Source organism: Laceyella sediminis, from assembly GCF_003003125.1.
In the GTDB taxonomy this organism is placed as follows: domain Bacteria; phylum Bacillota; class Bacilli; order Thermoactinomycetales; family Thermoactinomycetaceae; genus Laceyella; species Laceyella tengchongensis.
Genome location: NZ_PVTZ01000004.1, coordinates 154,851 through 180,227 on the forward strand (window position 1 = coordinate 154,851; position 25,377 = coordinate 180,227).

Here is a 25,377-nt window from a genome sequence, read left to right on the forward strand (position 1 = left end):
GTCATGTATTGCTCCTTTCTGGATCCTCCGGCCAGCCAATAGGCAAAAAGGCGTTGGTCAGCGCCGACTCCCTCGCCCTCAAGCACATCAACGCACTTAGCAATCCGGCTTCCATCGGCGCAATCGACTTCGCCTCCCCTTTCATCACCGCGATAAAATTGCGGGCGAGCACTGCGTCTCCACCGAAGTGGCCCGCCTCTTCAGTCATTTCGTATGTCTCAACCACGGGTGAATGGTGCATGTAGACTTTGACCGCATTTGTGTAGAAGTCGAACTCCAACGTCCCTTTGTAGCCCAGTAAGCGGGCTCCCCGGCTTCCGGCCTTCCCTCTGGCGAAGAAATTTTGTGAATAAGAGACATGCATCCCGGTCTCATATCGGATCAACGCGCTTCCTGCATCTTCATTCCCCGTATCTACCGCAAAGCAACAGTATTCACCGGCTGGTGTTTCATGGGGCAATCTGCGAATATTCACCGTGCTATCCGGACATGCATGCCGCTCATCGCAATCAACGCATTTGAGCCCGGCCGGTTTATTCCCTTTGAACACCTGTTTGGACGTCATCGCGCAGATCAGCGTCGGTCGCATCCCCAACAGATAATTGATGTAATCAAAGTCGTGCGTCGCTTTTTGCAAAAACAATCCGCCCGTTTCCTTTTCATCGCGGTACCAGTGATGATAATACACCCCGCCGTAGGGCACATTGTTAACCGCTTGCACATGCTCCACCGTACCGATCTTTCCCGAATCGATAATCTCTTTGACCAATGTCACCAACGGCGCCGCCCGAAGTGGGAAGGAAACCACCACCTCGGTTCCGGTCGCCTCATATTTCTGTTTGAGTCGAAGCAATGCGTGCTCATCAGTAGCCACCGGCTTCTCCAAAAACAGGGGAATTCCTTTCGGCAAGACTCTGATGGCCAAGTCCGCATGTAGCGAACACCGGGTGCCGATCAATATACCATGCAATTCGGCCTCCTGCACCATCGCTTCCGGACTGTCATAAAAAACGATCTCCGCAGCTTCCTCTCCCAACTCCTGCTTAATATCATTGTTTTGCAAATCATTGATGGCCACCACCCGGCAATCCGGATCGATTCGGCGCATTTCCGCCACCATGTGCCGAATCCGCCGTCCATACCCGATAACACCTAACCGCACCGCCGTTCCCTCCTATCCTTTAATGGCCCCTTGCATGCCGGAAACGAAATAGCGTTGCATCATCAGATAGAAAACGATGATCGGCAACAAGGAGACCACCGTGCCAGCAGCCATGACTCGCACATCATCGCCAAAGGTGCCCGACAAATACGCAAGCCCTAGCGCCAAGGGATACAAGTCATCATTCTTTAACACGATCAACGGCCAGATGAAGGAATTCCACACGGATATGAACGAAAATACGCTTAACGCCGCCAGCGTCGGTTTCGTCAATGGCAACATGATGCTCCACCACATCCTAAACGGGCCGCATCCGTCCAAAATGGCCGCTTCCTCCAGCTCTTTCGGAATGCTGAGATACGCTTGCCGCATCAAAAAGATGGAAAATCCGCCCACCAGTCCCGGAATGATCAATCCCCACCACGAATCGATGAGCCCCAGTTTTTGCGTAATGATAAACAACGGCACCAGTTTTCCTTCTTCCGGAAAAAACATGGTGCCGATAATTGCATAAAAAATCAGATCCCGACCCGGAAACGTCATCCTCGCCAACGGATACGCGGTCAATGAGGTTAAAAACAGGTGGGCAGGCACCATCACCACGATCAGGATGAAGGAATTCAACAAATATTTCGGGAATGGGATCACCGTCAGAGCCTCCACAAACTGATCCCATACCGGCGGTTTCGGGATCAAGTCTGGCGGAAATGTGAATACATCCTGTGCATTCGATTTGAACGCCGTCGACAGAAGCCACAAAAAGGGACCGACAAATAAGAGTGCGATCAAAAGAAGCAACAGGTACATCAACGCTTTGCGCGCGATGGCAATCCCCATGCGCTTGCGCTTCGCATTCATCCTACCCGCCCCCCGTTGGACAACTTGAAATTAATGACCGTCAAAACCATCAAAATGAGCCAAAGCACCATCCCCATCGCCGTCGCATACCCCATATCTAGCTCGACGAATGCTTTTTGATAAATGTACAGCGGCAATGTCAACGTGCTATCAAATGGCCCACCACCCGTCATGATATAGATGCTGGTAAACATCTGCACGCTAGCCAACGTGGATAAAACAAGGATCACAGCAATGGTCGGCCGTAATTGCGGCAAATAGACATGCCACAATACCCGCAATCGGCCGGCACCATCCATCTTGGCAGCCTCCACCAACTCCTGTGAAATCGTCTGCAATCCGGCGAGATAGATCACCATGTAAAAACCAAGCGATTTCCAAACTTCCAGCACAGCAACGGCAGGGAGGGCGGTGTCGGGGTTTAGAAGCCAGTTGACAGCCTCTTTTTGTAGGCCGATTCCCTGCAAAACGGCGTTAAGCAAGCCGGCGGGATGGTATAAATATTTCCACACGATGGCCACCGCCACCATCGAGGTGACCACAGGCAAATAGTAGATCACCCGAAACAATTGGATGCCTCGCAGTTTCTGATTGACCAATATCGCGAGGAACAAAGGCACCGTTAACAGCAAAGGAACGATGATAAGGAAGTATGTCAAAGAATTGCTGACCGCGATCCAAAACTTCGTATCTTGCATCAATGCCCGATAATTCTCCCATCCCACCCATTCGGCGGGAGACAGGATGTGGTACTCAGTGAATGAATAATAAAAGGCACTGAAAATAGGCAAATAGTCAAAGGTGAAGAACAATAGCAACGCCGGAAGTAAAAACAGATAAGGGAGTAAGGGAATGTTCCGCCTCTTTTTTTTAGATGCGCGATATTCGGTGGTTGGTACGATTTCATTGCCCAAATCGCATCTCCCCCCATTGAAGAAAATCGGGCGGCGAAAAAGGGCTTCGCCGCCTGTGCCCATATGGGCGGCTATGACTTGGCAAGGGCTTCATTCCAATGCTTGACTGCTGTATCAAGTGCATCTTTCACTGTTTTTTTCCCAAGCATGGCCGCCCGGATCTGTTCTAGGTAAAACTCGCGCAGTTCTTTTTGCTTGGGATGGCCCATGTAAGTCAAGGTGAGGTGGGGAGCGTAGGTAACCATCATTTTGCGCGCATGGTCTTGAATCGTTTTCACCTCAAAATTAGTGAAAAAGGGATCTTTCAACGTATCTTCCGTCGAAGGGAAGATTGGGACCAACTTGCAAAATTCCAACTGTTTTTGTGGGCTGGTCAAGTATAGAGCAAAGTCGGCCGCCTCTTTGGGATGTTTTGCTTTCTTGGGTATCACAAACAGCTGGATATCCTTGACCGCCACTTTTCCCGTGGCGGTGACTGGCGGAACCACTTTCAGTTTGGACAGGACATTGGGCGCATTTTTCTCAATGTTGTTCAACTGAAACGAGCTGGCCAAACCGACGTGCGCCGTCAATCCGTTGTCAATGGTTTGTTGTAATTGTCGATCATCTTTTACCAGCGCTCCCGGAGCAATCGCCCCGTCCTTGTACGCTTGGATGAATTTTTCCACAAATGCGATGTGTCGAGGAGAATTGAATACAGCCTTCTTCCCATCGGCGCTTAATATCGGCAATCCTTCGGTGGTGAACGTTTCCAACCCAGGCAAGTCATTGGAGCCATAAACATGGGGCAATCGCTGATGAATTTGTTTGCCATATGCAAACAGTTCATCCCACGTTTGCGCCGGCTTGTCGGACGGAAGTCCCGCTTTTTGATACAGCTCGGTGTTGACCAAGCCGATTGGTGGTCCGGCATGGTACCAAGGAATGGCCATCACTTCGCCATCACGGTTGGTCACGCTTTTAACCAGCCCGTCAATATAAGGGGCCATTTTCTCTTTGGCGACAACCTCTGAAATCGGTCTTAATGCATGATACCCTTGCAAAACGGATAATCCTTCACTCGTCTCGTTGACCAAATCGGGAGCGCTACCGCTTGACAAAGCAGTGAACAACTTTCCGGTCATGTCCGCCCCGGGAACATCCACCCAATGGATATCCACATTGGGGTGGTTTCTCTCATACTCCTGGATGGCACCCTCGATGTAACCCGAGAAATTTTTCTTCAGGTTGATCGTCCAAAACTCCAGCTGAACCCGTTCGGATTTGTCAGCCGCCGGGTCGGAGCCAGTGCAACCTGTCATTCCCACAACCAACAAGAAGGACAAGACCCAAGTCGCCGCACGACTGATATTCATCTTTGTTTCCCCCTTGGCCCTCTTATTCCAATTTCATGCGGTAAAGTTGAACCAATCGTTCGATCTTGCCATTCCATAATGCCGCTGTTTCCTTTGGAATATGGATGCCCGTCAATGCGCGGATCTCAAGCGATAGGATACTGAGTGACTGAATAGCACTACGATTCCGTTCCGAAAAATGGGCGTCGATGGCCCGGTTCATCTTGTTCAACAGGCTGCGCTTAATCCCATGACGAAGATCAGCGTTGACAATCTCATCCTGCAACTTATAGGAAACGTAAGCGGCTTCGACCGCTCGGAACGCCTTTTCGCGGCGATTGGGGTCGTAAATGATATTCTCGCCGATCATCCCAGCGTAACTGCTGGAAATGCTCCAGCCGCTTTTCTTCTCAAAACCGCTGTTCTTCATCGCGAAACCGCGTGCGTTGAAGTCATCAAACCCGACATTGTCCCAATAATTTCTGACTCCATTTTTCTCATACAACCGGATCGTCAATGTCGCCGATGTTTTCCCAGTGAGGTAAGGGGTTAAGTCCAGATTCACCTCTTCCCACTGGCCGCTCACGGTGTTTTGGGCTACATCCTGCTCCCACACCACCTGCTCATCAATCAACAGTTGCTTGATGTGATAGCCCTCCAATTTGGGACCTTCGGCCATCGTTCGGAAAGAAAGCGCATAGTTGCCTGATCCATCCGGATGGATAACCTGGCTGGCGGAAACGTTATCACCCGGCTTGGTCGAAACCCCCGACGGCACAAAGAAGCTCATATAGCCGTTGCCAGTAGCCGCCTTCTTGTCAGGCTCTGCAATAAACTCTTTCTCCAATTCATACGTGATCATGCCTGCCAGTTTACCTTTCCGCAGATTGTCCACTGCTGTCTGGACCGTTTCGCGAACATATTCCACCGATGGGTTGCCAGGCGTGTTGGTCAAATACGAAGTGTACACCATCCACACGAGGGGCAAATTGTATTTTTTTAACAACTGGTAAGCTTCATCAATCTGCTGTTGCTCAGTGGACCAGACCGAGGTGTTGCGGTAAGGATCATCGCGGTAAGCTACGATCACACCATCGATATAGTCTCCTCTGGTTTTCAGAAATTCGTCTGTCAAGGCAGGGAAATACATGAGGGGCATGAACGAAGGCAAGAACTTCAGATTGGGGTTAATCACTTTGGAGGCTTCTCTCATCTTCGCCATATATTCTGGCGTGAAGAAATCAAGGTTGTGGTTGAAGTCGTCAATCGCCCAACCGATGAGATTGTCGTATTGTACAGAAAGCTCGGCAATCGCTTTCCCCCACGCCACATAATCCGTGGTATATGGGTAAGATTTGCGGCTACCGGTCGATTCCGATGGGGGAACCAAATACAAAATAACATTGATGCCGGCTTTCTTGGCAGCGGGCAAAAACTCGTCTTTGAAGTCGTCCCAATCGGTCGGTTGGTACCAGTTCAGATAATAATACGTATTGACGTTTAATTCTTTCAGTTTTTTGATCATAGCCGGAGTGTCCACATGCCGGACCCCGTCGGCCCGTGGTGTGGCTTCCCGCTCAAATCCCGCATAATCGGACAGTTTGGCGTCTATGTGACTGCGGTTGGACACAGGTTCCGCTTTCACAACCGGGGGTGGGCCGATGTTCAACGCCCCCCACAGGATGACAATCAGGGCCAACAAGTACATCCCTTTTTTCATTCTGCTCTCCCCTGTAAATGGATTTTAACCGCACAAGCGCAGCAACCACTGAGAAACCCAAACGAACCACCCGATTCTCCGTTCCCCTCGGGATCTGACGAAGCTGGCTGTTTATTGGGCACCAATATCAGCCCGAACATAAACTACACGGCGAAATGACTTTAGCCTACTAAATGGGAACAGCAACAACTCCAAAATCATTCTATTCGGCAATGGGTTGGATCATGCGTTCGTCGGAACAAATCTCATGTGTCTGGCTTCGATGGGACATCACAGCAGGAAACCATCGATCGGGGGCAGGGTGGCAAGCCCGGGGCAACGCTTGACAGCCAGTCCGCCTGCGCCGCACAATGGGCACATGTCCACATGAAAAACAACAGGGTTAACATGGAAAACTTGTATGTTAATTTCAACCATATATATTTCAAAATATCATGAATTTTCCAGGTAGTCAAGGCCACCGCCTTTACTCTACTGGTTGGCCGCGTTCTGTTTCGCCTCCCTATACGCACGCATAAACAAGCTGGCTCTTTGGGCGATCACGGCATCATCCCCACCGGGCGCCACCCCTTTGGTCAGTTCCGAACCAACTCCCACCGCCGCCGCTCCGGCTGCGATCCACTCTCCTACTCTCTCAGGGGTGATCCCGCCCGTCGGCATCAGATTGGCTTGAGGCAATGGGCCCTTCACCGCACGGAGCAGGCTGGGGGAAAACTGATTTGCAGGAAACAACTTTATTATGTCCACACCCATCTCCAGCGCTTTTTGCATTTCCCGCAATGTGACTGCTCCAGGGATCACAGGCACGCGATAGCGATTGCACAAGATGACGGTGTTTTCGTGTAAGCTGGGAGACACGATGAATTCGGCCCCGCAGAGGATGGCCGCTCGCGCCGTCTCCGGATCAAGCACCGATCCTGCCCCGATCACGACACCCTCGCTGGCACACTCTGCTGTCAATGAGGCAATCGCATTTAAGGCGTTCGGGACAGTCATAGTGATTTCGACCGCTCTAATCCCCCCGTTGATCGCATGCCGCGAGATGTTGATTGCTTCTTCCGCCGAACGTCCGCGCACGACGGCCACCACTCCTGCCTCCATCAATAACTGCAATGTTTTCAACTTCTTCACTCCCCGCCACCTCTCACCTTTCAATATGGTTGCGCGTACCAAGTGCTTGCTCCACTTCTTCCCATGTAGGCAATGCCTCCCAATCACCCGGCGAGCCAACGGCAATAGCTCCAACCACATTGCCCAAATGCGCCGATTCCGCTAGGCTTTTGTTTTTCAGAAGCCCGACGATGAATCCAGCGCAAAAGCCATCACCCGCCCCCACCGTGTCTGTCGGCCGCTCAACTCTAACATGAGGGACAACCGTTATTTTTCCGCGCTCGTGCACGTAGGTTTCATTGGCCCCGCCTTTGATGATCGTAGCGCCTGGCAATGCTTGCACATGTTCCAAAATCTCCGCAAAATCGTCCGTTTGATAAAGTAACCGCAATTCCGGCAACCCGGGGAGAAAATAATCGGCCATTTTCGCCAACTCCAATAAAATCGGCCGCGCTTGGTCCATAGACCAAAGTTTGAGGCGTATATTAGGGTCGAAGCAAACTTTGACCTGTTGAGATTTGGCCACCTCAACTGCGCGAAGCACCGTTTGGTGACAAGAATCGCTCAACGCGGGCGTGATTCCCGTGATATGCAAAATTTTGGCGTTGGTGATATATGCTTCGTTCAAATCAGCTGGCGACATCAAACTGGCAGCAGAATGTTTGCGGTAATAATAAACAGCGGATCGCCCAGATATCGTTTCCCTGAGCATAAGGCCGGTGTTTGCATCTGTTAAAAAATGGACTTGTGACACATCAACCCCCTCACCCCGCAATACCTTGCCAATGTGGCGCCCGATCGGATCGTCCCCTAACAAGCCGCACCAGCCCGCTACATATCCCAGGCGCGCGATGCCGATGGCCACATTGCTTTCCGCACCGCCAAAGGATTTTTCAAACAGCGTGGAGTGAGCAATGTCTTTGCCACCCATCGGCGTAAATAAACCCATCGTTTCACCAAACGTCACCACATCAACGCGCGGAAAAGATGGATGCCGATCAGCCAAGCTCATCACATCTCCCTTCAAACGCCTCGTTCCCTTGCAACATCAAACCCCGGCATAAGCGGCAAAACCGCCGTCGACCGGAATCGTGACACCCGTGACGAAGCCGGACATGTTTTCATCGGCTAACCAGATTAACGTACCAAGCAAATCTCGTGGGACACCAAACCTACTCATCGGCGTGTGGGACAAAATTTTTTGGGATCGTTCAGACAACGACCCATCTTCCTTCATTAATAATGCCCGGTTCTGTGATGTCAGGAAAAAGCCCGGTGCAATCGCATTCACTCGAATCCCCGCTTCGGCCATGTGCACGGCGAGCCATTTGGTAAAATTCTCTACCGCCGCTTTGGCCGCGCTGTAAGCCGGCACTTTGGTCAACGGGCAAGAAGCACTCATCGACGATATATTAATCACCACCGCCCCTTTTCGGTTGACCATTTTCCTTGTGAAAACCTGTGTCGGAATGAGCGTACCCTGCATGTTGAGATTAAACACCGCTTGGAATCCTTCACTCGTCAAATCAAAAAAGGTGGTGATGTCCTCATTGTCGTCATCTTCCGCTTTCCATGTTTCATGGGTCGTGGTTGCTTGCGGATGATTTCCGCCCGCGCCGTTGATCAATATATTGCATGCGCCCCAACGCCCTGATACGACCTCTTCCGCCTTTTTCACACTGTCTTGATCCAGCACATCACAAGCGATGGCGATCGCTTCGCCTCCGAATTGCACGATTTCGTGCGCCACTTGTTCACCGCGTTCCACCCTCCGGTTCAGAATGGCCACCTTCACCCCCTGCCGGCCGAGCTCCCGCGCCATTTCACCGCATAAAACCCCGCTTCCGCCCGTTATCACCGCCACTTTTCCTTTTAAGTTCTCGTTCCTTATCATGCACGTCTCTCCTGCCCTGCTTTTTCCAGTGCATCCCAGATCCCCCATAAATACATGATCCCGAGTGCCCGATCATACAGACCGTAGCCCGGCCGGCACTTCTCTCCCCAAATGTGCCTGCCGTGATCCGGCCTTGCGTAACCCTTAAATCCGCTCTCATGATACGCCTTCACGATATCGCAAATATCGAGCGAGCCGTCGCAAGTTCGATGCGATGTCTCAATGAAATCGCCGTTTTCGTAAACTTTCACATTGCGAATGTGGGCAAATGGGATGCGATCGGCAAATTCCCTAACCATGGCGGCAACATCGTTAGCTGGATTAGCTCCTAAAGAGCCGCTGCAAAGAGTTACTCCATTGGAAGGGCTGTCTACGAGACTTAGCACCCTTTTGATACTTTCCCTGCTCGTGATAATCCTGGGCAATCCAAACACCGGCCATGGCGGATCATCAGGGTGAATCGCCAGCTTAATGCCATGCGCCTCCGCGACAGGAACCACTTGTTCCAGGAAATACTTCAAGTTGTTCCATAAGTCTTCTTCAGTCACATGCCGATACGCAGTAAACAGTTTCTCCAGATCCTTCAATCTCTCCGGCTCCCAACCGGGCATTGTCAAATCGCGTTGATCCGCCATTCGCTTGACCAACTCGTTGGGGTTCATCTGATCCACTTTTGCTTTTTCATAAAAAAGCGCTGTTGACCCGTCTTCCATCTCTTTATACAAGTCCGTCCGGGTCCAATCAAACACGGGCATGAAATTATAGCAAATCACCTTCACCCCGACTTGCGCCAGTTTTTTGATTGTTTTTTTGTAATTTTCAATATATTTTTCGCGAGAAGGGTATCCCAATTTGATATCTTCATGCACATTCACACTCTCGACAACCTCAATGTGCAACCCATGCTCCTCGGCGACCCGTTTGACTCTCAATATATCCTCGAGCGGCCATTCTTCACCTGCCGGCACATCGTGCAGGGCCCACACAATCCCTTCCACACCGGGAATTTGTTTTATTTGAACCAAACTAATCGTATCATTGCCCTCACCATACCATCGAAACACCATTCTCACTGTTGATCCCCTCCATTCAGGTATGAAACCGCTAGGACACCGAATACTCTGTTTGAGAAAAATAAAAACTTTCTATACCCCCTCCTTCCCTCATCATATTCAAGTTGAATTATTCAATAACTTCTCGTTTAATGGGAAATTTCCTCTTTCATCCACCGGATCAGCAGGCGAAACATCTCCACCGGTTTCCGTGATAAGATGAAAAGAACCGACGCCTGTCTTTGTCGGTTCTTGTGCCATTCGTGCTGATGGTAATGCAACGGCTTGCTTTCTTCTTCTGTGCGTGCCTCAGATGAGATGTGTACATGATGCACCCAATTCTGCGGCCAATCCGCAGATTCTCGCCAATATCTGGTGTAGCTCTTCCGTGGTCGTCCCTGGGTGAATAGTACAAAGACGCATGACCACTTTCCCTTTCAAGGTGGTGGTGCTCACCATCGCAAACCCTCTGCGAACGACTTCTTCCGCCAGTTGCTTGTTGAACTCATTGATGGTGTCCAGTGTCGCCATACCCTTCGGCAGGTAGCGGATCGTGAGCACGCCCAATTGCGCGGGCGTCACCACCTCCCAGTCCTCCGTTTGGCGCATAAATGCCTCCGCCTGTTCAGCCAGCATGATCCCATGGTCAATTGCTTGGCGAAATGACTCAGCGCCAAACGCTTTGAGTGACAACCACACTTTGAGCGCCCGGAATCTGCGCGAAAGCTCAATGCCGCATTCCCCGAAATTGATTTGTTGTTCATTGCCGAGGTCGATATCTTGCAGATACTCCGGTGCCATGCTAAATGTTTCTCGCAAATGCCGCCGATTCCGAATCAACACGCAGCCGACGTCATACGGCTGAAACAACCATTTGTGCGGGTCCATGGTCAGTGAGTCGACGCGTTCAATCCCGCGCAACAGCTTTTTTCCTTTGTCCGTGAGAGCCACCGGTGCCCCATATGCTCCATCGGCGTGCAACCAGGCATCCACTTCGCGACAAACATCCGCCAATTCATTAAGTGGATCAACTGGTATTTGATTACATTAAATTACTTCGGGTTGGTAAATTGAAGGAGGTTGATTCATTTGAAGAAAAAAATGTTTTCACTCCTGGCATTAGCTGCTACTTTTGTAATGCTTGGCTCCTTCGTCGCATATGCAGCATCTGCATCAGTGTATTTACCCACCAACGTGAAATCCCGCCAGTCAGCTCTCATCTCAGTAAAAGAGGGAAATCTCCATGTCGCAGTAACTTCAAACAACCGAAGAAATGTTGGCTTTGAGGTCTATCGTTATGTTTCATGGGGCAGAGACCAATTTATTACAGGTGGGCAGACTACGAGCAGATCTGCCTATGCAAGAGCTGTCTCAAGTGGTCGCTACTACATCGTATTAACTTGTAAAGATGGCAATGGTTATGGATGCGATGCTAGAGGTAGCATTTCTCAGTAAAAACAACCTGAATGTGGACACGAGCAATTGTTCACATCTATGTGTAATATAAACATGAAACAACAAAACGAGAGCGTTCAGCTCTCGTTTTGTTGTTTCATTCGTTTATGACACCCTCTGGTGAAAGCAATGAGATATGGAAGTTAAATATGGAGACACTTCTCAGTATGAAAAAAACATTTTGAAGAGACCCTCTATGTCCCCTTCAATTTTTTTGTTGAATTTACACCAAATTTTCCTCACCTAATGGGCAGTATAATCGTGTTCGCCTCTAAAATAGTAGTTTGTCCATGAATCATCTAGATAAATTTCATAGCTAGCTCCCTTCATGTGTTGAATTGACGACTGTGATGAACTAACGACCCTACGCCGATTTCGTGATCGGTATATGTCCATTTTTGAAGAAGGTCAAAAAGAGAACCTTGCATACTACCCCGATGCTCTTCGTATTGTTACCCAAATGTATTTTCTTTTAGAGTATGCTACAGCAAAAAGGAGGCTCGTTTGAGCCTCCTTTTTGCCAAATCAGTACAGAGACATATATTGTTCGCGCTCCCATGGATGCACGGCGGTACGGAACATATCCCACTCGATTTCTTTTGCTTCCACGAAGTGCGCCAATGCGTGTTCACCCAAAGCCTCAACCATGACCGGATCGCGTTGCAACTCGATCAGCGCCTCATGCAGGTTGCTTGGCAAGTTCTCGATTCCCGCATCGCGACGCTCTTGCTCTTCCATGATGTAGATGTTGCGGTCGGTTTGTTTCGGCAACGCCAGCTTGTTTTTCACACCATCCAAACCGGCTTTGAGCATCACTGCCAAGGCCAGGTAAGGGTTGGCAGCTGGGTCTGGAGAACGAACTTCGATCCGGGTGCCGAGGCCACGGGATGCGGGTACGCGCACCAACGGACTGCGGTTTTTAGGAGACCATGCAACATAACATGGCGCTTCATACCCCGGAACCAAACGCTTGTAAGAGTTGATCAATGGATTGGTCACCGCGGTAAACGCACGAGCATGTTTCAAAATGCCAGCCAAGAAGTGACGTGCGGTCGCAGACAGGCCCAACTCATCGCTTTCATCATAAAACTCGTTTACATCGCCTTTGAACAGAGACATATGACAGTGCATGCCCGAACCATTCACCCCGAACAGTGGCTTCGGCATGAAGGTAGCGTGCAGCCCGTAGCGGCGGGCAATGTTTTTTACAACCAGCTTAAAGATTTGGATGTTGTCGGCCGTGGTCACCGCGTTGGCGTATTTGAAATCAATTTCATGTTGACCCGGGGCCACTTCGTGGTGAGAAGCTTCCACTTCAAAGCCCATTTTGTCCAAGGTCAGAACGATATCGCGACGGCAGTTTTCACCAAGATCCAGTGGAGCGAGGTCAAAGTATCCGCCTTTGTCGTTCAGATCCAGTGTTGGTTCCCCTTTTTCATTTGTCTTGAAGAGGAAAAACTCCGGTTCTGTCCCCACATTGAACGAAGTGAAGCCCAATTCTTCAGCTTCTTTCAACACTTTTTTCAGGATACCGCGCGGGTCGCCCGCAAACGGCGTACCGTCAGGCAGATAGATGTCACAAATGAGACCAGCTACTTTGCCTCCTGCGTCCGCACCCCAAGGGTAAATGACCCAAGTGTCCAAATCCGGATAGAGGTACATGTCGGACTCTTCGATCCGCACAAACCCTTCAATCGACGAACCATCAAACATCATTTTATTATCCAGCGCTTTTGGCAATTGGCTGGTTGGGATTTCAACGTTTTTGATGGTTCCCAAAAGATCAGTGAATGTCAGGCGGATATAAGCTACATCTTCTTCTTGCACAATGCGCAAAATATCTTCTTTGGTGTATTTAGCCATCGCAGTCGTTCTCCTTTCATTTAAGCAAGATGTCTATCTTGACCGAAAGCAACAATCAGTGGCGGAAAAACCGAGATAATTCACCATGATTCAACGGGATCTGCCCCCGTCTCGGGTGGATGATCTGTTGTTTCAGCATGCGGCGCAATTCGCGCTCGCTCAGCTCCTTCTTGGCGGTTTCCGCTTCCCGTTTTGCTTCCAGGACTTGCTGTGACTGTTTGAGCATTTCACGGATTCCCGCGATGTTGATACCCTTTTCCAAATAAGATTTGATCTGGAGCAAGCGATCAACATCGTTGAAAGAGAATAACCGTTGGTTTCCCTTGGTCCTTTCTGGGCTGATCAGGCCTTGTTGCTCATAATACCGAATTTGACGCGGGGTCAATTCGGTCAGCTTGGTCACAATTCCTATTGGAAATAAAGGCATGTTCCGTCGAAGCTCATCTTTCACGTTCATTGAGGGCGCCCCCTTTCAGCTATTCGGGAATGCCTTACAACTTCATTATATTTATGTAAGGTTTGTTAGTCAATGCATGTAAGGAAAAATGACATTGCTATTTTTTTCCCCTTAACCACCTATTGCTCCTGTTCATAGCCTTTGTTTCCGCTTGCTTCCATATTATTGCGGTGATTGACTTCGCATATTCCACCAGCTCAGGTTTTTCATTCATTTACTAACACGATCGTTGATCAACACCATGAATGGTTCGATCAGCAACCCACGCAGACAATCTTAACCATAGCCCGCGTGTGGGAATGCGAATAAGGCGTGCAAGGGACACCGGCACACCTCTTGCAACACTAGCCGATTGAAACGCAAAATATCCCGCGATCCCCCTACCGGAACATTGATTATTCTGAATCCATGGGTGGCAATGATTTCTTAATGCAATCCCTCTCAAAATCGTTTAAAATATGAAAAGGCTTACATCCACTGCATGGTGCGCCTTTTGTTTTCACCTACACAACTCTTTCATTCACATGGGACGCTTCCGCAAGCGTCCTCTTTTTTGTTGCCGAAGCCTTTGGTAACTAAAAAAAGCCGCTTCCCACAATGGAAACGGCTTTGTTCTTTAAAATATCACTAAGAAGCTGAACCAAATCACTAAACCCAACATCACTAAGAATTTGACGAAAATCCCGCCTAAAAATCCAACCAATGTGCCATATGCCACTTTGAAGGCTTCAGTGGCATTTCTCTTGATTACCAGCTCCATCAAGAAAACCAAGAGAAAGGGTCCCACGATAATGCCGATCGGGCCGATGATGAACGGGAACGTCAGCACCCCCAATACAGCGGCAACGACCGCCAGCGTGGACCCTCCGTATTTTTTCACGGCGACACTACTTGAAATGTAGTCCACCAACATCAACAAAACGGCCACCAACAGCGTGGTGATCCAAAATCCGGTACCCAACTGCTCCCCGCCATCAATCAGGAAGTGATACACGGCAAAGCCGGCCACCAACAGCGGTACATCCGGCAACACAGGCACGATTAGCCCAACGAATCCTAGTATGATTAAGAAAAAGACTAGTACCCACAACAGCCATTCCACTACTCGTTTCCCCTTTCAAACGCGATGTGGCCCGTTTCTGCCATGTGATCCAGCGCTTGCACAATGCCGATCTTCACATGGGAATACGTCAATCCCCCTTGCATAAAAGCGATATATGGCGGTCTGAGCGGACCGTCCGCCGAAAGCTCAATGCTAGCGCCTTGCACAAACGTTCCGGCCGCCATGATCACTTCATCACGGTATCCTGGCATGGGAGACGGAACGGGCAGAATATGCGCGTCAATGGGGGAAGCCGATTGAATTCCTTGGCAGAAGGCCACCAACAACTCTGCGCTTCCCAAATGGATTTGTTGAATGATATCCGTTCTTGTTTCTTCCCATGATGGGGAGGTTTTGAAACCCAATTCTTCCAAAAAGGCCGCCGCGAACACCGCACCTTTAAGGGCTTCACCCACCACATGAGGCGCCAAAAACAGCCCTTGATAGTAATCGCGCAAATACCCGTGCGTCGCCCCGCCTTCAACGCCAATTCCCGGTGCAACCAAGCGGGAAGCTGCCCGCTCCACCCATTTTGCTTTACCGGCGATATATCCACCTGATTTGGCCAAACCGCCGCCGGGGTTTTTGATCAGCGAACCGGCAACTAAATCGGCGCCCACCTGAGTCGGTTCGACCTCCTCCACAAATTCGCCGTAACAATTGTCGACGAAAATGACCGCCTCGGGACAAATCTCACGTACCCGCTCAACCATGTCTCGGATGTCCGCGATGGTGAAGGAAGGACGGTCTGCATATCCTCGTGACCGCTGGATACCGATCATGCGGGTGCGCGCGCTTACTGCTTCCCGAAACGCATCCCAATCGATTCGACCCGCAGAAGTCAAAGGGATCTCCCGATAGGCGATGCCTAAATCCGCCAGTGATCCCGATCCATCGCATTCTTTTCCAATCACTTGGTGCAACGTGTCATAAGGACGGCCCGTCAAATAGATCAACTCATCTCCTGGGCGCAACACTCCGTACAAACAAGCGGCGATTGCATGCGTGCCCGAAATGATATTGGGTCGCACTAACGCTTGCTCCGCGCCAAACAGGGAGGCGAACACTTTTTCAAATGCCTCTCGCCCCAAATCGTCATACCCGTATCCTGTTGAAGCCTGAAGATGAATTTCGCTCACCCCATGCTCACGGTATGCGGCCAGCGTTTTCCACTGCTGCCGATCGACGTTTCGCTCGATCCGTTTGAGCACAGGAGCGATTTTCGCCTCGACGGCAGCTACTTTCTTTTCGATCCATTGTCCATGTCGCAACTGGTTATACACTGATTCATCATTCCTATTGATTAAATTTCTAAGTAACTTGTTGTTTCAATTCCGACGGCAATTTCTCCAGCTGTTTGTCCGTCAAACGGCACTCTATCTCCATGAAAGCGTCATTCGCCTTGGCGGAAACGACTTCCGCCATCCGATGCAAAGCAGAAAGGAGATCTCCCCGCTCAATCGGGATTTCCAGATGGACAGTCATGGGCTTAGAACGGAGCAAGTTTTCGATTTTCCTCTTCAATTTGTCCACATCTTCCTCCCGCAACGCGGAAATGCGAACGATCTCCCGCCCATCGGGTTCGATACCTTGCCCATCCAACAAATCCGCTTTGTTGAGCACCATCAAGGTGGGAATATCCGTCGCCTGTAACTCTTCCAACACCTTCTCCACCGCCGCAATCTGTTCGGCCGCTTCAGGGTGCGCCGCGTCTACCACATGCAACAAGAGATCCGCTTCCCGCACTTGTTCCAGCGTAGAGCGGAAAGCGGCCACGAGATGATGAGGCAAATTGCGGATGAAACCGACCGTGTCCGTCAAGATCACTTGTTGGCCTGAAGGCAACTCAAGCATGCGCGAAGTCGGGTCCAACGTGGCAAATAATTTATTTTCAGCCAACACCTCTGCTCCCGTCAACCGATTGAGTAAAGTGGACTTGCCCGCGTTGGTGTAGCCAACCAAGGCGACTTGAACTACTTCGTTTTTTTTGCGCCGCTCCGAATGCAAACGACGATGTTTTTTCACTTCTTCCAATTGTTTCTTCAAGTCGCGGATTTGCCGGTGGATGTGCCGGCGGTCCGTTTCCAATTTCTTCTCACCCGGTCCGCGGGTACCGATGCCCCCACCCAGGCGCGACAACTCTTTGCCGCGACCTGCCAAGCGGGGCAACATGTATTCCAATTGCGCCAGCTCCACTTGAATCCGGCCTTCTTTGGTCTGGGCGCGTTGTGCGAAAATGTCGAGAATCAACTGCGTGCGGTCAATCACTTTGCAGGGTAACAGCCGCTCCAAATTACGGATCTGCGCCGGACTCAGCTCGTGATCAAAAATTACCAGGTCCGCCTCCCGCTCTTCCGCCATTTGCGCCACTTCTTCCGCTTTTCCTTTGCCGATCAACCAAGCCGGGTCAAGGCGGTCACGAAATTGCACCGCTTGACCGATCACTTCGGCTGCAGATGTTTCCGCCAAGCGTCCCAACTCTTCCAACGTGGATAACAGTTCCCATTCATTCCGTTTGGGACCGCATCCAACAAGAATCGCCTTTTCTTTGTCGCTGTTTTGCACCGTTTCTATCCTACTTCATTCCTTTCTCAGACAGTGAGTGAATCATGGATTTTCTCATTATACCACGAAGCCTTGAACCCATTCTGCGAACCGGACTCTATTTGCAGGTCTTCGCTTCTGAGCGTCATCAGATCATCGCGGCTCGCGTGCTTGGCACGCAACAGGCGAACGGCCTGATGGCGGGCCGCCTGTTCGATCAAATTACGGACATGGCGAGCATTGCCGAAATGGCTCCGATTTCTCAGCCGCTCCTCCTGCAAGTGTTTTTTCAGTTTCTCTTTGAAAGCGAAGGATAACCGGTATTCCCGCTCGCGCACCATATTGTCCGCGATTTCCATCAACTCGGCCAACGTAAACGGCGGAAAAGTGAGTTGGATGGGAAACCGGGACGGCAATCCTGGGTTAAGCCGCAAAAATTGTCCCATCTCATGAGAATAACCCGCCAAAATGAGAATGAACTCATTTTTATGGTCTTCCATTGATTTTACCAGGGTATCAATTGCTTCCTTGCCAAAATCCTTGTCCCCGCCGCGCGCCAAGGAATAAGCCTCATCAATAAACAAAATGCCGCCCAAGGCCCGACGCACGTGTTCACGCGTTTTTTGCGCCGTGTGACCGATATATTCGCCAACCAAATCTGCCCGCTCCACTTCGATCAAATGCCCTTTGGACAAAACGCCCATCTCTTTAAACAACTTGCCGATGATGCGGGCCACAGTCGTTTTCCCCGTGCCTGGTTCACCAGCAAAAATCATGTGCAATACTTGCTGGTCTGTTGCCAATCCTGCCGCTTGGCGACGTTTGCTCACTTCCAGCCAAGCGTATATCTCCGTCACAAACTCTTTTACCTTAGACAGTCCCACCAATTCGTCCAATTGATCCAAGCACGCTTTTAGCGGCCCCTCCGTTTCACGGGTCGATTCTACGACAGAAGCCGGGGCGGCAGTTTGGCGGCATTGCTGGCGATGGTCAAACACAACATGTATCTGATGTTTTGCGGTTCCGGTGTAAACCCTTCTCCCCATCCGGTTCACCTCTCTGTGGTCTGATGCTTTTTTATGTATACGCACCCGCCCAGAAATGGGTGAATCCCGTCAGAGGACTGAAAAAAGCTGCTGATAGATTCAGCAGCTTAAAAGGGGCTCAGCCTTCTTTGCTTTCATCAGACGGCATCAGAGATACCGGACGAGCGGGAGTAAACGTGGAGATTGCATGCTTGTAAACCATTTGTTGTTTACCTTCGCTGTCAATCACTATGGTAAAATTATCAAAGCCGCGAATCACCCCGCGTAGCTGAAATCCGTTTACCAAATAGATGGTGACGGGAACCGATTCTTTGCGGATTTGGTTTAGAAATGTATCTTGAATGTTGATGGATTGTTTCAAAATCCGTACCTCCTATGTAATTTTAACATTTTACATTATTGTACTCTATTCTCTAGCCAAATGGCACTTTCCTGCAACCAAGCTCTGAATTTCTGCAAAACATTCCCTATTCGTCACATCAAACCAGTGCATCTCCCCATAACGGCGAAACCAGGACAGCTGGCGTTTGGCATACTTACGCGAACCTTGCTTGATCAGATGCACCGCTTCCTCCAACGTTAATTGCCCTGACAGATAAGCCATGATTTCCTTATACCCGATGGCTTGCATTGAAGTCAAACCGAGGCCGTACCCTTTCTCCTTCAACCGCTTGACTTCTTCGACCAGTCCTTGTTCCAGCATCAGATCGACGCGCTTATTGATCCGTTCATATAAAAGTTCACGCGGCATCGTCAAACCGATCCAGCACGCTTCATACGGAGAGGTGCCTCTTCCCTTCAACTGGGAAAAAGGAATACCAGTAACATCATAGACCTCTAACGCGCGAATCATACGTCGTATGTCATTGGGATGCAATTTTTTAGCCGTCTCGGGATCTACCTCTTGCAAGCGAGCATGCAACACTTCGCCTCCCCGCTCAGCGGCGAGCCTGCCCAATTCTTGGCGCAAAGCCTGGTTCTCTGGGACCTGTGGCATCTCATAATCATACATCACCGATTCGATATATAACCCCGTCCCCCCCACTAGCATGGGAAGGCGACTCCGCTCATGCACCTCGTCGATTTTCTGCCGCGCCAACTTCTGATATTCCTGAACGGAGAAAGGGGTGTCTGGATCGATGATGTCAATGAGATGGTGCGGGATACCTTCTTGCTCTTCAGGTGTGACTTTGGCTGTCCCTATATCCATACCCCGATATACCTGCATTGAATCCCCTGAGATGATTTCACCGTTAAATTGTTTGGCCAGCTTGATGCTGAGCGCCGTTTTTCCGACGGCGGTGGGTCCAGCGATCACCAACACCTGTGACTTCATTGGACTCCCCCCTTTCGAATCACGCCCCAAGCAAAACTGGAAGAGGACTTGACGATCTCAAACCCGAGCCGGGCGAATTCTCCTCCCTTGGGCCGTTCCTTCAGCAATACGGCACGCTTCGCCACGCGGATCGCTTCCCGGACAGAGCGCTCATCCAATGGTTCTGGATTGGCCAACGGTTTCAACTGTTGGATGGCGTTTGAAGCCTGCACCGTCTCCCGGAACATCGGATCGAACATCACCACATCGAACGAATTATCTTGGCATAACGGCAGATAGTTTCGATAATCCGCCTGAACCACTTCGACCCGCCGCAATGCACGGTGCAAGGCTTTGCGATCGGTCTCATACGTTTTTAGGCCATGTTTCACGATAGCGGCGATTACCGGTTGGCTTTCAAGAGCCACCACTTGTCCCTCATCTCCCACGACATGAGCCGCTACAACGGCGTCCGCGCCCATGCCCAAGGTGCAATCAAGCACGCGATCTCCCGGCTTAAGCCCCGCGCATTCCACCATCGCATCGGGATCTCCATTCAACAACTGCTTGATCCTGAGCGCGGACATACTGGGATGAAAGAAAAAAGGCTGACCTTGTTCCTCCTCCACCCGCCATCCCTGTTTTGTCACAATGACCGCCCGTGATTCCCCCGTTTGTGCAAACAAACCGGGCAGCGAATGACGTTCCCGCTTCACATAGGGAATTCCCAACAATGCGGACAGATACCGGGCTTCTTGGATTTCTTTCGTTCCTGGATGAAAAGACGTTGTCACAAACACGGTTCTACATCACTCGCTTAAACATTTTTTCTAACTCATAGCTGGAGAAATGAACAAAAATGGGACGGCCGTGCGGGCAAGTGAACGGATTTTCGCATTGGTTCAACTGCACCAACAAGGTTTCCATCTCGTCACGGCGCAAATGCCGATTCGCTTTGATCGCCGCTTTGCAAGACATCATCTTGGCCGTCGCATCACGCAGCGCGCCCGTATCCACTTTGCCATGCTCCTTCAACCACTCAATGATTTCGTGAACCAGGCTCTCCGCGTCTTCTCGTGGAAACCAAGTGGGATAAGCCCGGACGACAAACGTCGTTCCCCCAAAAGGCTCCATTTCCAACCCCCACTGCCGCAAATACGCCAACTTGGCTTCCAACAGTTCAGCTTCCGCGGGTGAACACTCAATCGTCAACGGGATGAGCAAGGGGTATTGCTTGGTATTTTCTTCGCCCAATTTGCGTGAATAAATCTCATAGTAGATGCGCTCATGCGCCGCATGTTGGTCAATCAGATAAAAGCCGTCTTTTGATTGGGCCACAATGTAGGTGCCGTGCACCTGCGCCAACGGTTCCATTTCCGGCAAACGCGGGGATGTGGAACCAGTTTCCACCGGTTCCGTACTTTCCGTTTCTTCCACCTGCTCAGCCGGAGGAGCGGGCGCAGTTTCTTCACGTTTGGCAAACGTGGTCAAAGCTGAGCGGTAAGCGGATTGAGGCGGAGCGCTAGGCGGTCGCGGCGGTGTGAATGTGAGCGACTCGGGCTCCTCTGCTACCACATTTCCCTGTCTGGAAGATTCCTGCCCGCGCGTCTGGAGCGGTTGCAGCACCTCTTCCATGTCACTAGCATCGCTCGCGCTGGCCTCCATCACCTGATCCCCGCTTGGTTGTAGGGGCGGATAAACAGGCTTGTTCATTGATTTGGTCGGCGGTGCCTCCATCTTCTCCCACGAGAGCTCGTCCTGGACGACCGTCGTTTTGATCCGAGCTTGCCCCACACTACCCATCGCGCCCGGCACAAACCGCTCCGCTTTGAACGCCCGCGTGATCGCTTCCTCTACCAACCGGCAACACTCTTTCTCCTTGCTCAACCGCACTTCCAATTTAGCGGGATGCACATTTACATCAACCAATTTGGGGTCCATCTGCACCGTCAGCACACCGATGGGGTAACGTCCATTCGGCAACAACGTGCCATAGGCGCGCAAAATGGCTTGTGTAATCGGTATGGAACGAACAAACCGGCCATTTAGCACGATGGATAGATAGGAACGGGTGGAACGAGTGATTTCCGGTTTGGTCACATAACCCGCGATGGCAAAGTCCGCGTCTTCCCCCGCAAACGCCACCATCCTGCTCGCCACCTGCTTGCCGTACAGGGCGTGCAGCACATGCAGCAACTTGCCATCACCACTCGTGCGAAACAGCTCCCGTTGATTGTGGCTGAGTGCAAAAGAGATATGTGGATGGGCCAAGGCCAGCCGTCCGACAACATCCGCCACATGGCTAACCTCAGTGTTGACCGTTTTCAGGTACTTCAAACGAGCCGGTGTATTGTAAAAAAGCTCTTTTACCACCACATCTGTCCCTTGGGAGCGGGAGGCGTCCTCGACTGAGAGGAGTTCGCCTCCTTCTATCCGCACCACTGTCGCCAGTTGAGAAGGATCATGGGCCGTGGTCAGAGTCACCCGCGCAACCGAGGCGATGCTGGGCATGGCTTCGCCTCGAAAGCCCAGGGTTTTGATCGAAAACAAGTCCCGTTCGCGCTTGATTTTGCTTGTCGCATGCCGGGAGAACGCCAAGATCGCATCTTCTCGATCCATCCCGATTCCGTTGTCAGAGACACGGATTAATGAGATGCCGCCTTCTTCGATGTGAATCTGAATGCGGGTCGCCTCCGCATCAATCGCGTTTTCCACCAGCTCTTTCACAATCGAGGCCGGCCGTTCAACCACTTCCCCCGCGGCAATCTGGTTGGCCAAATGATCATCCAACACTTGGATTCTGCCCACGCTTTCGCCCTCCTTCCTCACTGATCAGTTACAATTTCTGTTTCAATTCATATAAAAATTGCATGCACTCAAATGGGTTCTTCATCATCAAATCCCATTGCCGCAATGCTTCAATGATTTCTTGCTCCTTAGCCGACAAAAGCGCCGTGGTCGCGCCGTTCCCTGGCGTAACTGTCTCGGCCACATGGTTAGCCGTTTCATCTTTCGCAGGCGAAGTAGCTTTGGCCGCGTAGTCAAACAATGACAGCTGAGCTGAATCATCCGGTTTGGGTTCGGCAGGTTCCGGCGAAGCGTGAAAGCGTCCTTCCAATTCCCCTAATATCTCTTTGGCACGGTGGATGACCGGTTGCGGCAAACCTGCCAATTCGGCAACATGAATACCATAACTTTTGTCCGCCCCGCCGGGGACGATCCGGTGCAGAAAGACCACTTTGCCGTCCTTCTCAATGCATTGGGCATGCACGTTGACCAATCGGGCTAGTTGCCGCTCCAGCTCCGTCAACTCATGATAATGCGTGGAGAACAATGTCTTCGCCCCGATATGGTCGTGGATGTATTCCACAATGGCGTGAGCCAAAGCCATCCCATCATAAGTGGACGTACCGCGCCCCACTTCATCGAGCAAAATCAGGCTGCGGGAGGTCGCTTCCCGCAAGGCGTGGCACGTTTCGGCCATCTCCACCATGAAGGTACTGCGCCCGCCAATCAGGTCATCCGCCGCACCAATGCGGGTGAAAATGCGATCTACAATAGAAACTTCGGCGTATTCCGCCGGCACGTAACTTCCGATCTGGCTCATCAGCGTGATCAAAGCCACTTGGCGCATATAGGTACTTTTACCAGCCATGTTTGGTCCGGTAATGAGCAGGATTTGCCGCTTATCTCCATCCAGGGTCACATCATTAGCCACAAAGTCATCCACATTTGTGGCCGCCTCCACCACCGGATGACGTCCCTGTTTGATATGCAGGCGATCCGCTTGATGAACTTCCGGTCTCACGTACCGATATTTTTGGGCGATGATGGCAAAAGCTTGTAGCACATCGATTTCAGCCACCTTCTCCGCCAAATGTTGCAAGCGGGTCACCTCTTGCGCGACTTGGTTGCGCACTTCTGTGAACAGCTCATATTCCATTTCCACCGATTTTTCTGCGGCGTTAAGAATCAATTGCTCCCGTTCTTTCAACTCGGGGGTCACAAACCGTTCCGCATTGGCAAGGGTCTGCTTCCGTTGATACCGCTCAGGTACATGCTGCAAATTGGATTTGGTCACTTCGATATAGTAACCGAATACCCGGTTATACCCGATTTTCAACGACTTGATGCCCGTCGCTTCCCGTTCTTGCTGTTCCAACTGCGCAATCCAACTTTTGCCGTCTTTTTGGATGGCGCGCAATTGATCCAGTTCGGCATGGTATCCTTCCCTCATGATGCCACCTTCTTTGACGGAAACCGGGGGTTCATCCACAATAGCGTGGTCAATCAACTCCCGGAGTGCCTGACACTCGTCCATCTGTTCGCCCAACGCGGCCAATTCATCATGGCCCGACCGCATCAACCGCTCACGCAAGTGAGGAATGACACTTAATGAACGCTTCACATTGGTCAGATCCCTCGCATTGGCTGAGCCAAACGAAATCCGTGCTGCGAGGCGCTCCAAATCATACACTTGCTTCAACATCTCGCGCGCTTCATCCAGCAGGATGAAATCTGACAAAAACGCTGCAACCGTGTCTTGGCGCCGCTTGATGTCCGACACGTTCAACAGTGGCTTGTCCAACCACTTGCGAAGCAGACGGCTACCCATGGCCGTTGCCGTTTGGTCAAGCAGCCACAGCAGGGAACCCCGTTTTTTGCCTTCTCCCAGTGTCCGCGTCAATTCGAGATTGCGCCGTGCCGCTTCATCCAGCATCATGTATTGTTTGGCATCATACCGGCGCAAACGCCGCAAGTGCCCCAGTGTACGCTTTTGGGTCTGCTTCAGATAGGCAAACAACATGGTGAGTACGCGCCGCAAGGGCTCGGACGTGCAAACCTCATGGAAATTGGCGAATTGCTCCGGCAGCTCTTCCGCCAATTCTTGTTCAACCAGCTTTTCCAGGGTGAGCGGATTCACCAAACACTTGCATCTGCCCGACAGCGCTTCACGGAAGGCATCATTCCCATGCAATCCCTCATCGAGCAAAACTTCTTTGGGCTCATAGCTGGCCGCTTCATCAATGATCCAATCCAATGAACCTGCCAATTCGGTGACATGGCATTCCCCCGTGGACAGATCCGCCGCAGCGAGCGCCATCGTCCCACCGAAGCCGGCAAGTGCGAGCAAGAAATTGTTTTCTTGCTCAACCAGCATGTTCTCTTCAATGATGGTGCCGGGAGTGATGACCCGGACCACTTCCCGTTTCACCACCCCTTTGGCCGCCGCCGGATTTTCCACTTGTTCACATATCGCCACTTTATACCCTTTTTCGATCAACTTTTCCACATACGTATGCGCAGAATGATAGGGGACCCCACACATGGGAATCCGCTCTTTTCCCCCATCTCGGCTGGTTAACGTAATTTCCAGCTCTTCCGCTGCCTTTTCAGCGTCAGAAAAAAACATTTCATAAAAATCGCCGAGGCGAAAAAATAAAAAGGCATCAGGATATTGTGCCTTTATCGATAAATACTGTTGCATCATCGGAGTATATTGCGACATGGTCTCTTCCTCCGCATATATTTTTCATTCACCTATTTTAAC

At 50.9% G+C, this 25,377-nt stretch carries 22 protein-coding genes and 1 pseudogene; 2 read left to right on the forward strand and 21 right to left on the reverse strand.

Features of this window, described 5'->3' with window-relative positions; genetic code table 11:
- Position 1: 1 nt before the first annotated feature.
- The 10 genes and pseudogenes from CLV36_RS06895 to CLV36_RS06940 form a co-directional block, all read right to left on the reverse strand.
- Positions 2–1,162, reverse strand: a complete 1,161-nt coding sequence (locus tag CLV36_RS06895; RefSeq protein WP_106342147.1) for a Gfo/Idh/MocA family protein — start codon at positions 1,160–1,162, stop codon at positions 2–4.
- A gap of 12 nt (positions 1,163–1,174) precedes the next feature.
- Positions 1,175–2,020, reverse strand: coding sequence for a carbohydrate ABC transporter permease (locus CLV36_RS06900; RefSeq protein ID WP_219904892.1), 846 nt, complete (start codon positions 2,018–2,020; stop codon positions 1,175–1,177).
- The gene (locus tag CLV36_RS06905) at positions 2,017–2,934 is read right to left on the reverse strand and encodes a carbohydrate ABC transporter permease (protein ID WP_181352867.1); all 918 of its coding nucleotides are present in this window, start codon (positions 2,932–2,934) and stop codon (positions 2,017–2,019) included. Before CLV36_RS06905 ends, CLV36_RS06900 begins: the two co-directional genes overlap by 4 nt.
- Positions 2,935–3,005: 71 nt before the next feature.
- Positions 3,006–4,289: an ABC transporter substrate-binding protein gene (locus tag CLV36_RS06910; RefSeq protein ID WP_106342149.1), complete on the reverse strand. Its 1,284-nt coding sequence runs from the start codon at positions 4,287–4,289 to the stop codon at positions 3,006–3,008.
- 22 nt (positions 4,290–4,311) lie between these two features.
- Positions 4,312–5,988 carry a type 1 periplasmic-binding domain-containing protein gene (locus CLV36_RS06915; RefSeq protein ID WP_106342150.1) on the reverse strand — a complete coding sequence of 559 codons (1,677 nt, stop codon included), beginning with the start codon at positions 5,986–5,988 and terminating at the stop codon, positions 4,312–4,314.
- Positions 5,989–6,459: 471 nt separating this feature from the next.
- On the reverse strand, positions 6,460–7,119 hold the full coding sequence (locus CLV36_RS06920; RefSeq protein ID WP_106342151.1) for a bifunctional 2-keto-4-hydroxyglutarate aldolase/2-keto-3-deoxy-6-phosphogluconate aldolase: 660 nt from the start codon (positions 7,117–7,119) through the stop codon (positions 6,460–6,462).
- A 13-nt stretch (positions 7,120–7,132) separates the two neighbouring features.
- Positions 7,133–8,110 (reverse strand): sugar kinase, encoded by a 978-nt coding sequence (locus CLV36_RS06925; RefSeq protein ID WP_106342219.1) that lies wholly within the window; start codon positions 8,108–8,110, stop codon positions 7,133–7,135.
- 36 nt (positions 8,111–8,146) lie between these two features.
- Positions 8,147–8,992: an SDR family oxidoreductase gene (locus CLV36_RS06930; protein WP_106342152.1), complete on the reverse strand. Its 846-nt coding sequence runs from the start codon at positions 8,990–8,992 to the stop codon at positions 8,147–8,149.
- The gene (gene uxuA / locus CLV36_RS06935; RefSeq protein ID WP_106342153.1) at positions 8,989–10,065 is read right to left on the reverse strand and encodes a mannonate dehydratase; all 1,077 of its coding nucleotides are present in this window, start codon (positions 10,063–10,065) and stop codon (positions 8,989–8,991) included. The genes CLV36_RS06930 and uxuA overlap by 4 nt, the downstream gene beginning before the upstream one ends.
- A gap of 288 nt (positions 10,066–10,353) precedes the next feature.
- Positions 10,354–11,076: pseudogene (locus CLV36_RS06940) on the reverse strand (pyridoxal phosphate-dependent decarboxylase family protein); the annotation flags it as partial.
- A gap of 57 nt (positions 11,077–11,133) precedes the next feature.
- Here CLV36_RS06940 and CLV36_RS06945 point away from each other — a divergent pair.
- Positions 11,134–11,499 (forward strand): hypothetical protein, encoded by a 366-nt coding sequence (locus CLV36_RS06945; protein ID WP_102992590.1) that lies wholly within the window; start codon positions 11,134–11,136, stop codon positions 11,497–11,499.
- Positions 11,500–12,024: 525 nt separating this feature from the next.
- On the opposite strand, the gene glnA is transcribed toward CLV36_RS06945, so the two are convergent.
- Positions 12,025–13,362, reverse strand: a complete 1,338-nt coding sequence (gene glnA / locus CLV36_RS06950; protein WP_106342155.1) for a type I glutamate--ammonia ligase — start codon at positions 13,360–13,362, stop codon at positions 12,025–12,027.
- Between the two features lie 55 nt (positions 13,363–13,417).
- Positions 13,418–13,813: a MerR family transcriptional regulator gene (locus CLV36_RS06955; protein ID WP_054096417.1), complete on the reverse strand. Its 396-nt coding sequence runs from the start codon at positions 13,811–13,813 to the stop codon at positions 13,418–13,420.
- Between the two features lie 180 nt (positions 13,814–13,993).
- Between CLV36_RS06955 and CLV36_RS18025 the strand changes: the two genes are divergently transcribed.
- On the forward strand, positions 13,994–14,128 hold the full coding sequence (locus tag CLV36_RS18025) for an aminoglycoside adenylyltransferase domain-containing protein (RefSeq protein WP_425436569.1): 135 nt from the start codon (positions 13,994–13,996) through the stop codon (positions 14,126–14,128).
- Positions 14,129–14,435: 307 nt separating this feature from the next.
- Here CLV36_RS18025 and CLV36_RS06960 read toward each other — a convergent pair whose 3' ends face one another.
- The 9 genes from CLV36_RS06960 to mutS all read right to left on the reverse strand — a co-directional run bounded on the left by CLV36_RS06960 (position 14,436) and on the right by mutS (position 25,335).
- A complete protein-coding gene (locus CLV36_RS06960; RefSeq protein ID WP_054096386.1) occupies positions 14,436–14,921 on the reverse strand; it encodes a DUF456 domain-containing protein in 486 nt (161 codons plus the stop codon).
- Positions 14,921–16,204 (reverse strand): methionine gamma-lyase family protein, encoded by a 1,284-nt coding sequence (locus CLV36_RS06965; protein WP_054096385.1) that lies wholly within the window; start codon positions 16,202–16,204, stop codon positions 14,921–14,923. Before CLV36_RS06965 ends, CLV36_RS06960 begins: the two co-directional genes overlap by 1 nt.
- A 28-nt stretch (positions 16,205–16,232) precedes the next feature.
- The gene (gene hflX, locus CLV36_RS06970) at positions 16,233–17,495 is read right to left on the reverse strand and encodes a GTPase HflX (RefSeq protein WP_425436572.1); all 1,263 of its coding nucleotides are present in this window, start codon (positions 17,493–17,495) and stop codon (positions 16,233–16,235) included.
- 17 nt (positions 17,496–17,512) lie between these two features.
- Entirely contained in the window at positions 17,513–18,511 is a 999-nt protein-coding gene (locus tag CLV36_RS06975; protein WP_022737629.1) for an AAA family ATPase, read from the reverse strand.
- A gap of 118 nt (positions 18,512–18,629) precedes the next feature.
- Complete coding sequence (gene hfq / locus CLV36_RS06980; protein WP_022737628.1) at positions 18,630–18,872, reverse strand: RNA chaperone Hfq; 243 nt, start codon at positions 18,870–18,872, stop codon at positions 18,630–18,632.
- A 45-nt stretch (positions 18,873–18,917) separates the two neighbouring features.
- The gene (miaA, locus tag CLV36_RS06985; protein ID WP_106342156.1) at positions 18,918–19,847 is read right to left on the reverse strand and encodes a tRNA (adenosine(37)-N6)-dimethylallyltransferase MiaA; all 930 of its coding nucleotides are present in this window, start codon (positions 19,845–19,847) and stop codon (positions 18,918–18,920) included.
- Positions 19,844–20,626, reverse strand: coding sequence for a class I SAM-dependent methyltransferase (locus CLV36_RS06990; RefSeq protein ID WP_106342157.1), 783 nt, complete (start codon positions 20,624–20,626; stop codon positions 19,844–19,846). Before CLV36_RS06990 ends, miaA begins: the two co-directional genes overlap by 4 nt.
- A 4-nt stretch (positions 20,627–20,630) precedes the next feature.
- A complete protein-coding gene (mutL, locus tag CLV36_RS06995) occupies positions 20,631–22,634 on the reverse strand; it encodes a DNA mismatch repair endonuclease MutL (protein WP_106342158.1) in 2,004 nt (667 codons plus the stop codon).
- 28 nt (positions 22,635–22,662) lie between these two features.
- Complete coding sequence (gene mutS / locus CLV36_RS07000) at positions 22,663–25,335, reverse strand: DNA mismatch repair protein MutS (RefSeq protein WP_106342159.1); 2,673 nt, start codon at positions 25,333–25,335, stop codon at positions 22,663–22,665.
- Positions 25,336–25,377 lie beyond the last annotated feature (42 nt).